This is a genomic window from Vogesella sp. AC12, from assembly GCF_024437575.1.
In the GTDB taxonomy this organism is placed as follows: domain Bacteria; phylum Pseudomonadota; class Gammaproteobacteria; order Burkholderiales; family Chromobacteriaceae; genus Vogesella; species Vogesella indigofera.
Genome location: NZ_JANFNU010000004.1, coordinates 166,206 through 176,043 on the forward strand (window position 1 = coordinate 166,206; position 9,838 = coordinate 176,043).

Here is a 9,838-nt window from a genome sequence, read left to right on the forward strand (position 1 = left end):
TTTTTCATGGCCGCGACGCGACGGGGCGGCTTACGGGCAGGGACCTTCCGGCGGGCAGGCGGCATCGCTTGCCGCTTTGGCTGGTGCCGGCTCGTCGTCGCGGGTGGCGGCGCGCACACCGGCGGCGGTGACATCGACCGCGGCACCGACCACGGTGGCGCCGACCTTGACGGTGGTGGCCACCACGGTGACGGCGGCATCGGCGACGGCAATCACGGCACAGCCGGTGAGGGCCGGCAGCAGGCTGGCCAATAGCAGGGAACGCAAGAACATGATCGGATTCCGTTGAGTGACAGCCGCCAGTGTAGGGCCTGGCGTCGTGGCTGGCCACGTTTCGGCGCGCCGCCGTGCAGATTGGTGATGGGGCCGGTCACGGAAAACTGCTACCATGCCTGCCGATTTTCCCACTTACTGACGACCGCCCGCCTGCGCGAGGCGGCAGGAGCCGACGATGGCAGGAGCAAGCCTGTTAACCCTGATTGACGATATCGCCACCGTGCTCGACGACGTGGCGGTGATGACCAAGGTCGCCGCCAAAAAGACCGCCGGCGTGCTGGGCGACGATCTGGCGCTCAACGCGCAACAGGTGGCCGGCGTGCATGCCGAGCGCGAACTGCCGGTGGTGTGGGCGGTGGCGATGGGCTCGCTGCGCAACAAGCTGATCCTGGTGCCGGCGGCGTTGCTGATCAGCGTGGTGGCGCCGTGGCTGATCACGCCGCTGCTGATGCTGGGCGGTGCCTACCTCTGCTTCGAGGGCTTCGAGAAACTGGCGCACCCGCTGCTGCACAGCGCGGCGGAAGACGAGGCGCACCACCAGGCGCTGACGGCGGCGCTGAGCGACCCGGCCACCGACATGCTGGCGTTCGAGCGCGACAAGATCAGGGGCGCGATCCGCACCGATTTCATCCTGTCGGCGGAGATCATCGCCATCACGCTGGGCACGGTGGCGGCGGCGCCGTTCCTGTCGCAACTGACGGTGCTGTCCGGCATCGCGCTGATCATGACCGTCGGCGTCTACGGCCTGGTGGCCGGCATCGTCAAGCTCGACGACGGCGGCCTGTATCTCAAAGGCAAGGACAGCATCGCGCTGCAATGGCTGGGCGCGCTGATGCTCAATGCCGCGCCCTACCTGATGAAGACGCTGGCCATCGTCGGCACCGCCGCGATGTTCATGGTTGGTGGCGGCATCCTCACCCACGGCCTGTCCTTCCTGCACCACGCCATCGAGCAGACCACCGCCATCGCCGGCAACCTGCCGCTGGTGGGGCGCACGCTGGCGCTGCTGACACCGACGGTGCTGGACGCGCTGACCGGCATCGTCGCCGGGGCGCTGGCGCTGTTGCTGGTGACGGCGGGGCAGCGTGGCTGGCATCTGGTGCGCGGCTGAACGACTGAACGGTCACCCCGGTCGGGGGGCAGGGCGCTCGCCGCCACGCCCGGCCGGCCGCGAAAAAGTTGAATCCGGCGCGCCCTGATGTAGAATCGGGGCTTCCTTGTTTCCGGGGTGACCCCACAGTCCGATGGACATATTCATAATTTTCGTGCTGTTCTTCCTGAACGGCATTTTTGCGATGGCGGAAATTGCCATCGTCTCCTCGCGCAAAGTACGCCTGCAGCAGTGGGCAGAAGAAGGACACCGCGGCGCCATTGCCGCGCTCAAGCTGGCCGATGAACCGACCCGCTTCCTGTCCACCATCCAGATCGGCATTACCCTGATCGGCATTCTGTCCGGTGCCTTCGGCGAGGCCGCCATTGCCGACCGCCTGATTCCCTATTTTGCCTCCGTACCGCTGCTGGCCGACATTGCCCGCCCGCTGGCGCTGGGCATCACCGTGCTGCTGATTACCTATTTCTCGCTGATCATCGGCGAGCTGGTGCCCAAGCGCATCGGCATGCAGAACCCGGAAGTGCTGGCCACGGTGCTGGCGCCGCCGATGCTGCTGCTGGCCAGGGCGACGCGGCCGCTGGTGCGCTTCCTCAGCCTGTCCACCGAGACGGTGCTGCGCGTGCTGGGCATCAAGAAGCCGAAAGAACCGTCGATCACCGAGGAAGAAATCAAGGTGCTGATGGAGCAGGGCGCGGAAGAGGGCATCTTCGAACGCGCCGAGCAGGAGCTGGTGGAAAACATCTTCAGCCTCGACGAGAAGAAGGTGGTCTCGATCATGACCCAGCGTAAGGACATCATCGCGCTGGACATCGACGACCCGCTGGAAGACAACCTGCGCATCATCAAGCAGAGCGTGTTCACCCGCTACCCGGTGTGCAAGGGCGGTTTCGAGAACGTGCTGGGCATGATCCAGGCCAAGGACCTGCTGCACCGGCTGCTGGACGACAAGTCGGTGACGCTGACCGAGCTGGTGCGCCCGCCGCTGTACGTGCCGGAGGCGATCAGCCCGATGCAGCTGCTGGAGCAGTTCAAGCGCACCCGCAACCACACCGCGCTGGTGGTCGACGAATACGGCGAGATCGAGGGCCTGGTCAGCATCAACGACGTGATGGAGGCGATTGTCGGCGACCTGCCGACCGAGGCCTCCGACAGCGACGAGGAAATCGTGCAGCGCGACGACGGCAGCTGGCTGGTGGACGGCATGATGTCGCTGGACGATTTCAAGGAACACTTCGACCTGGACATGATCGAGGGCGAGGAAACCGGCGATTTCCAGACCGTGGCCGGCTTCGTCATCTTCATGCTCGGCCGCGTGCCGGCGACCGCCGACCGCGTGGAGTGGGGCGGTTTCACCTTCGAGGTGGTGGACATGGACCGCACCCGTGTCGACAAGCTGCTGGTGACGCCACCGCCGCCGGAAGTCACGCCGGAAGCGTAAGCTGTAGCAAACAACCCCGCCTGGTGCGGGGTTTTGTTTTGCGGCATTGCTTATCGGTAATCCTGCTTTGCGGCGGCAAAAAATGACGATAAAGTTAAACGGTTTCGCAACCATAACCACAGGATAGAGAGCAATGAAACTGGAAACCCTCGCCGTACACGCCGGCTACAGCCCGGACCCGACCACCAAGGCGGTGGCGGTGCCGCTGTACCAGACCACCAGCTACGCCTTCGACAGCACCCAGCACGGTGCCGACCTGTTCGATCTCAAGGTGCAGGGCAATATCTACACCCGCATCATGAACCCGACCACCGACGTGCTGGAAAAGCGCGTGGCGGCGCTGGAAGGCGGCATCGGCGCGCTGGCGGTGGCCTCCGGCATGGCGGCGATCAGCTACGCGATCCAGACCATTGCCGAAGCCGGCGACAACATCATCGCCACCAGCACCCTGTACGGCGGCACCTATAACCTGTTCGCGCACACCTTTCCGCAGCTGGGCATCACCGTGCGCTTCATCGACCCGGCGCGGCCGCAGGACATTGCGGCCAACGTTGACGCGCGCACCAAGGCGGTGTTCTGCGAGTCGATCGGCAACCCGCTGGGCAACGTGGTCGATTTCGGCGCCTTTGCCGCCGAGGCGCACCGCCACGGCCTGCCGCTGATCGTCGACAACACCGTGCCGTCGCCCTACCTGTGCCGCCCGTTCGAGCACGGCGCCGACATCGTGGTGCACAGCCTGACCAAATACCTCGGTGGCCACGGCGGCAGCATCGGCGGCATCATCGTGGACAGCGGCAAGTTCCCGTGGGGCGAGCACGCAGAGCGCTTCGTGCGCCTGAACACGCCGGACGTCAGCTACCACGGCGTCAACTACGTCGAGGTGCTCGGTGCCGCCGCCTACATCGCCCGTGCCCGCGTGGTGCCGCTGCGCAATATGGGCGCCGCCATCTCGCCGTTCAACGCGCACCAGATCCTGCTCGGTATCGAGACGCTGGCGCTGCGCATGGACCGCATCTGCGACAACACGCTGGCGGTGGCCAACGCGCTGGCCGCGCACCCGGCGGTGGCGTGGGTGGAGTACGCCGGCCGCGCCGAGCATCCGCAAAAACCGCTGGTGGACAAGTACATGGGCGGCCGCGCCTCCGGCATCCTGTCCTTCGGCATCAAGGGTGGTGTGGCCGCCGGCGGTCGTTTCATCGACGCACTGCAGCTGGTGACGCGCCTGGTCAATATCGGCGACGCCAAGTCGCTGGCCTGCCACCCGGCGTCCACCACCCACCGCCAGCTGTCGCCGGAGGAGCAGCTCAAGGCCGGCGTGCGCCCGGAGATGATCCGGCTGTCGATCGGCATCGAGCACGTCGACGATATTCTCGCCGACATCCGCCAGGCGCTGCAGGCTGCCGCCTGAGCACTTAGAACCTGTTCGCGACCTGCTGCGACTTGATCTCAAGGGGGGCATTGAAAACGGTTCCGGCATGCTGGTTTGTATCGGGATAAACGCCGCTTCCTCAGCCGTTTTCGCCTTGTCTCGCGTGAGCGCGCGCGATCATGAACACGCTCTGGCACGGGCTGAACGACACTGCGGCCAACCTTGGTGACAAGGTTGGCCGCAGTGTTTTGTGAGGTGCGTCAGTGCTTGCTGCGATGCGCGCTCAGCGCGGCGTCGCCAGCCACTCGAGCACGCCCTGTGCGGCGGCGCGGCCGCTGGCGAAGCAGGCGGTGAGCAGGTAGCCGCCGGTCGGCGCCTCCCAGTCCAGCATCTCGCCGGCGACAAACACGCCCGGCAGCGCACGCAGCATCAGTTGCGTGTCGACGGCGTCGAAGCGCACGCCACCGGCGCTGCTGATCGCCTCGTCCAGCGGCCGTGCCGCGTGCAGCGTCAGCGGCAGCGCCTTGATCGCGGCGGCGAGGCGCGCCATGTCGGTGAAGCTGTCCTTGTCCAGCAACTCGCGCAGCAGGCCGGCGCGCACGCCGTCGATGCCGCACTGCTTGCGCAGGTGGTTGGCCAGCGACGCCGCGCCGCGGCCGCGTTGCAGTTCGGCCAGCAGCCGCGCCGGATCGCGGTCCGGTGCCAGGTCGAGCAGGATGGTGGCGCTGCCGTGGGCGTTGATCTCGTCGCGGATGGCGGCGCTGAACGCGTACACCAGATTGCCCTCGATACCGTGGGCGGACACCACGCACTCGCCGCGGCGGGTCAAAGGTTGGCCGCAGGCGTCGCGGAAGGTGATGGCGACGTTCTTCAGCGCGCTGCCGGCAAACTTGTCGGCAAAGTGCGGGCTCCACTGCGCGTCGAAGCCGCAGTTGGACGGCTGTAGTGGCGCCACCGCCACGCCCCTGTCTTGCAGCAGCGGCAGCCATTTGCCGTCCGATCCCAGTTTCGCCCAGCTGCCGCCGCCCAGCGCCAGCAGCACCGCGTCGGCGTGGCGGACGCAGTCGCCGTCCGGGGTGGCAAAGCGCAGCCCGCCGTCGGCATCCCAGCCCCGCCAGCGGTGGCGCACGTGGATGTGCAGCCCGGCGTCGCGCAGCCGCGTCAGCCACGCGCGTAGCAGCGGCGCCGCCTTCATCCCGGTGGGGAACACCTTGCCGGAGCTGCCGACGAAGGTGGCGATGCCGAGGCCGTGCACCCAGTCGCGCAGCGCGGTGGCGTCAAAGGCATCGATGATCGGGGTCAGCTCTGCTTCGCGCTGGCCGTAGCGCGCCAGGAACGGCGCCCGCGGTTCGCTGTGGGTGATGTTCATGCCGCCGACGCCGGCGAGCAGGAACTTGCGCCCAACCGAAGGCATGGCGTCGAACAGTTCGACGTCGGCGCCGTGCGCGAGCAGGGTTTCGGCGGCGATCAGGCCGGCCGGGCCGCCGCCGATGATGGCAACGCGCGGGCGGGAAGGGGAGGAATCAGGCATGGTCGGAACGTCTGCAAAGGTTGGCCGCAACGGGAGAGCGGCATTGTACCGAAATGGCGGCCGCCGCAGCAGCCGCATTTCAGCGGCCGCGGGCAGCCAGCCTGTGGCGCTCTGGCGTGCGGTTTGCCCTGTGGCGGTCCGGCGCGGGCTTTTTTTATTTTGTCATTTCATGCATACGGCGTTTGCAGATATTCCAAGTGGCTGTTTAAAATTGCCGATTGCTCGCCACGCCGGCGAAAGTATTGATTTTTAATTGTTTTGTTGAATTTTTCGAGAATTGAATTTTAAAAATATGCAGATTGTTTCGGAACGGAATCCACGTGACACCCGCTTGTGCCCCACCTTGCCACGCCGCGCCACCGCCATCATCGAGTTGCCCGATGGCGTGCTGATGACGGCCTCGGCCAACAGCCGTTTTTGCCTGCCCGGCGGCGTGTCGCAGCGCGGCGAGCTGCGCTCGCAGGCGCTGATCCGCCAGATCCGCGACCAGACCGGCTTGCGCATCAATTCCATGCTCTATTTGTTCGACCACATCACCCAGCACAACGCGCACAAGGTGTACCTGGTGATCGCGCAGGGTCTGCCGCGGCTGCAGGAGGGCGGCAGCCGGCTGACGCTGGTGACGTCGCCGGATGCCGACATGGACATCCACATCGAATCGCGTGCCATCCTGCGCCGCTATGCCAAGCTGCGCGGCGAGGAGGGCGCCAAGAGCGAGGCGGTGCGTGCCATGCTCAAGCTGGCGCGCTATATCGCCAAGGTGGAGTGATGACGGGCTGGCAGGCGCTGGACGAATTCGGTTTCGATCATGTGCTGGCGGATACGGCCGGCACGGCACTGGTGATGTTCGGCCAGCCCGCTTGCGGCGCCTGCCGCGGCTGGTACGAATGGCTGCCGCAGTGGCTGGGCAATGGCGAGGCGCGGCTGTTTTATGTCGATGTTGCCCGCGCGCAGGCGCTGGCCAACCGTTTCGAGCTGTTCCAGCTGCCGGCTTTCGCGCTGTACCGGCACGGTGAATTTCACTGCCGCTTTACCGCGCCGTTCCAGGCGGCCCCGGTGCGCGCGGCACTGGCGGCCGCGCTGCTGGCTCCGGCCGAGGAAGAGCCGTGAGCCAGGCTGGCGTTTAGCGTCGCTAACAACACCTCGCAGAGTATCTGAGCCACGGCGGCGCAACGCAGGATCAGGGGTCTTGTTGGTGGCGCTTACTGCGCTTGCTCACTGTCGGTGGCCGGCTTGGCGTCGGCCTGTTGTTCCGCCTGCTGCAGCGCGCGCTGCAGTTCTTCCGGCATCGTCACCAGGCCAAGGCCGGTGGCACCATTCATCAGCACGAAAGACAGGAACAGCGCCACCGGCGCGAACAGCAGGGTGCCCAGCAGGATGCGCAGCTTGGTGAGACCGCTGCCGAAGGACAGCGCCGACACCAGCAGCCACAGCCCGATCATGCCGATGGTCATGCTGGCCACGCTGGCGACGTCGTCCGGCAGCCAGCTGCTGAGCGGGTCCAGCAGCTGGATGGCGCTGGCGGCGACGATGGTGCCGGTCAGCGACGGCACGTCGGCGACACTGGCGCGGCGCAGCCACCATTGCATGAAACGGCCGTAGAGCAGGGTTTCCAGCGTGACGTAAACGGTGAAGAACAGGATCACATTCAGCGGCTCGCCCATGCCGGCCGGCGCGCTGGCGGCGGCGACCACCCCCAGCAGCAGCAGGGCCATCGCCAGGTGTCGGGTCGGGTACTGGTAGTGCGCCAGCGGCTGGAACTGCAGGCGCAGCATGGCCAGCGCGTCGTTGATGAGGGGCAGGTTCATGGCTCAGTCAAAAATGACGGTTTTGTTGTTGTAGGCCAGGATGCGGTTCTCCAGGTGCCAGCGCACCGCGCGCGACAGCACCACACGCTCCAGGTCGCGGCCTTTCTGGATCAGGTCGTCGACGTCGTCGCGGTGCGAGATGCGCATCACTTCCTGCTCGATGATCGGGCCGTCGTCCAGGATCTCGGTCACGTAGTGGCTGGTGGCGCCGATCAGCTTCACGCCGCGGGCAAAGGCGCGGTGGTAGGGCTTGGCGCCGTCAAACGCCGGCAGGAAGCTGTGGTGGATGTTGATCACGCGGTGCGGGTAGCGCTCGACGAACTTGTGCGACAGCACCTGCATGTAGCGCGCGAGCACGATCAGGTCTACCTCGGCGGCTTCCAGCAGCGCCCACTGCTCGGCTTCGGCCTGTTCCTTGTTGTCCTTGTTCACGCTGATCACGTGGTAGGGGATGCCGTGGAATTCGGCCAGGCCGCGGCAGTCCTCGTGGTTGGACACGATCAGCGGAATGTCGCAGTCCAGCTCGCCGATGCGCCAGCGGTGCAGCAGGTCGACCAGGCAGTGCTCGTACTTCGACACAAAAATCGCCATCCGCGGCTTGCGCGACGATAGCGACACTTCCCAGCTCATGTTGTGCTTTTCCGCGATCGGGGCGAAGGCGGCGGCGAAGCTTTCCATCGGCAGGCTGAAGCCGTGCAGGTCCCACTGGATCCGCATCAGGAACAGGTTCTCCACCGCGTCCTGGTGCTGGTCGGCGTGCAGGATGTTGGCGTTGTAGGTCAGCAGGAAATTGGCGATGGCCGCCACCAGCCCCTGGCTGTCGGGGCAGCTGACCAGCAGGGTGGCCGAGTGCTTGTTGCTCATGGTGTGCTCTTTGTTATTGGTTTTCGGAAAACAAACGCCACAGTCGGCAGGCAGACTGTGGCGTCGAAGCGGATGCGGTCTGCGATCAGGCGTTGAGGTTGGCCGCATCCAGCGTGTTTTGCAATAGCGTGGCCACGGTCATCGGGCCGACACCGCCCGGTACCGGGGTGATGAAGCTGGCCACTTCGCGTGCCACGGCGAAATCGACGTCGCCGCAGATGCTGCCGTCGTCTAGGCGGTTGATGCCGACGTCGATCACCACCGCGCCCGGCTTCAGCCATTCACCCTTCACGAATTTCGGGATGCCGACACCGGCGACCACGATATCGGCGCGGCCAACCTCGGCGGCCAGATCGGCGGTGGCGCTATGGCACACGGTGACCGTGGCGCGCGCCAGCAGCATTTCCAGTGCCTGCGGGCGGCCGACGATGTTGGAGGCGCCGACGATCACCACGTTCTTGCCCTTCGGGTCGATGCCGTACTCTTCCAGCAGCGTCATCACGCCGCGCGGGGTGCACGGGCGCAGCAGCGGCATCTTGGTGGCCAGGCGGCCAACGTTGTACGGGTGGAAACCGTCGACATCCTTTTTCGGGTTGATGCGCTCGATCACCAGCTGCGGGTCGATCTGCTTGGGCAGTGGCAGCTGCACCAGGATGCCGTCGATGCCGTCGTCGGCATTGAGGGTGTCGATGATGGACAGCAGTTCTTCTTGAGAAGTGCTGCCGGGCAGGTCATAGGCTACCGAGCGCACGCCGGCCTTTTCGCAGGAACGTTTCTTGTTCTTGACGTAGATGCCGGAGGCCGGATCGTCGCCCACCAGAATCACGGCCAGCGCCGGAGCGCGCTTGCCTGCGGCCACGCGGGCGTCCACGCCTTCGCGCACACGGTTGATCAGGGTTTCGGCGACGGCTTTGCCGTCGATAAGTTGTGCCGCCATGCTGCTATCCACCATTAAGGTTTGATGTAAACGAAAGACGGATTTTCTCATTTTTCCGGGGTGGTGCTCAATCTTTTAGCGCGTTGGCGGCGCTTTTTTTGTGCGGTGCGGCATTTGTGACCGCGACAGCCGCACGGCGGCGTTGGCGGGCGCGGAGCATCCATTTCGATTTTATTGCACCGCGGGTGTTGACAGGCGGATTTCCGTCACGTATAGTTCGCCTCCTGTCGTCGGGGCGTAGCGCAGCCTGGTAGCGCATCTGCTTTGGGAGCAGAGGGTCGTGAGTTCGAATCCCACCGCCCCGACCACAGACAACCCGGCATAACGTGCCCGTAGCTCAATTGGATAGAGCACCAACCTTCTAAGTTGGGGGTTACAGGTTCGAACCCTGTCGGGTGCGCCAAGCATGTTTTAGTTTTATCTGTGGTGGATGTAGCTCAGTTGGTAGAGTCCAGGATTGTGATTCCTGTTGTCGTGGGTTCGAGCCCCATCATCCACCCCACC

Annotated in this window: 11 protein-coding genes and 3 tRNA genes; 9 read left to right on the forward strand and 5 right to left on the reverse strand. The window is 65.3% G+C overall.

Features of this window, described 5'->3' with window-relative positions:
- Positions 1-30: 30 nt before the first annotated feature.
- On the reverse strand, positions 31-273 hold the full coding sequence (locus NOM55_RS08900) for a hypothetical protein (RefSeq protein WP_120811649.1): 243 nt from the start codon (positions 271-273) through the stop codon (positions 31-33).
- 178 nt (positions 274-451) lie between these two features.
- Between NOM55_RS08900 and NOM55_RS08905 the strand changes: the two genes are divergently transcribed.
- From NOM55_RS08905 to NOM55_RS08915, 3 genes are all read left to right on the forward strand, one after another.
- Positions 452-1,387, forward strand: coding sequence for a DUF808 domain-containing protein (locus NOM55_RS08905; RefSeq protein ID WP_255908299.1), 936 nt, complete (start codon positions 452-454; stop codon positions 1,385-1,387).
- Between the two features lie 133 nt (positions 1,388-1,520).
- Complete coding sequence (locus tag NOM55_RS08910) at positions 1,521-2,825, forward strand: hemolysin family protein (protein ID WP_255908300.1); 1,305 nt, start codon at positions 1,521-1,523, stop codon at positions 2,823-2,825.
- Positions 2,826-2,958: 133 nt separating this feature from the next.
- On the forward strand, positions 2,959-4,233 hold the full coding sequence (locus tag NOM55_RS08915) for an O-acetylhomoserine aminocarboxypropyltransferase/cysteine synthase family protein (protein ID WP_255908302.1): 1,275 nt from the start codon (positions 2,959-2,961) through the stop codon (positions 4,231-4,233).
- Positions 4,234-4,477: 244 nt separating this feature from the next.
- Here the strand turns inward: NOM55_RS08915 and NOM55_RS08920 are convergent, their stop codons facing one another.
- Positions 4,478-5,725: a TIGR03862 family flavoprotein gene (locus NOM55_RS08920; protein WP_255908303.1), complete on the reverse strand. Its 1,248-nt coding sequence runs from the start codon at positions 5,723-5,725 to the stop codon at positions 4,478-4,480.
- On the opposite strand from NOM55_RS08920, the gene NOM55_RS08925 reads away from it, so the two are divergent.
- The 3 genes from NOM55_RS08925 to NOM55_RS08935 are packed head-to-tail and all read left to right on the forward strand — an operon-like array spanning position 5,724 to position 6,835.
- Positions 5,724-5,978, forward strand: a complete 255-nt coding sequence (locus tag NOM55_RS08925; RefSeq protein WP_255908304.1) for a hypothetical protein — start codon at positions 5,724-5,726, stop codon at positions 5,976-5,978. The two genes, NOM55_RS08920 and NOM55_RS08925, sit on opposite strands and share 2 nt — an antisense overlap.
- Positions 5,979-6,017: 39 nt before the next feature.
- On the forward strand, positions 6,018-6,494 hold the full coding sequence (locus NOM55_RS08930) for an NUDIX domain-containing protein (RefSeq protein ID WP_047967183.1): 477 nt from the start codon (positions 6,018-6,020) through the stop codon (positions 6,492-6,494).
- Positions 6,494-6,835 carry a thioredoxin family protein gene (locus tag NOM55_RS08935; protein ID WP_255908305.1) on the forward strand — a complete coding sequence of 114 codons (342 nt, stop codon included), beginning with the start codon at positions 6,494-6,496 and terminating at the stop codon, positions 6,833-6,835. The genes NOM55_RS08930 and NOM55_RS08935 overlap by 1 nt, the downstream gene beginning before the upstream one ends.
- A 92-nt stretch (positions 6,836-6,927) precedes the next feature.
- Here NOM55_RS08935 and NOM55_RS08940 read toward each other — a convergent pair whose 3' ends face one another.
- The 3 genes from NOM55_RS08940 to folD form a co-directional block, all read right to left on the reverse strand.
- Positions 6,928-7,533: a hypothetical protein gene (locus tag NOM55_RS08940; RefSeq protein ID WP_255908306.1), complete on the reverse strand. Its 606-nt coding sequence runs from the start codon at positions 7,531-7,533 to the stop codon at positions 6,928-6,930.
- A gap of 3 nt (positions 7,534-7,536) precedes the next feature.
- Positions 7,537-8,397, reverse strand: coding sequence for a formyltetrahydrofolate deformylase (purU, locus tag NOM55_RS08945; RefSeq protein ID WP_255908307.1), 861 nt, complete (start codon positions 8,395-8,397; stop codon positions 7,537-7,539).
- Positions 8,398-8,482: 85 nt separating this feature from the next.
- A complete protein-coding gene (gene folD, locus NOM55_RS08950) occupies positions 8,483-9,334 on the reverse strand; it encodes a bifunctional methylenetetrahydrofolate dehydrogenase/methenyltetrahydrofolate cyclohydrolase FolD (protein ID WP_120811915.1) in 852 nt (283 codons plus the stop codon).
- A gap of 231 nt (positions 9,335-9,565) precedes the next feature.
- On the opposite strand from folD, the gene NOM55_RS08955 reads away from it, so the two are divergent.
- From NOM55_RS08955 to NOM55_RS08965, 3 genes are all read left to right on the forward strand, one after another.
- Positions 9,566-9,642, forward strand: a tRNA-Pro gene (locus NOM55_RS08955).
- Between the two features lie 18 nt (positions 9,643-9,660).
- Positions 9,661-9,737 (forward strand) — tRNA-Arg (locus tag NOM55_RS08960).
- Positions 9,738-9,760: 23 nt separating this feature from the next.
- A tRNA-His gene (locus NOM55_RS08965) sits at positions 9,761-9,836 on the forward strand.
- Positions 9,837-9,838 lie beyond the last annotated feature (2 nt).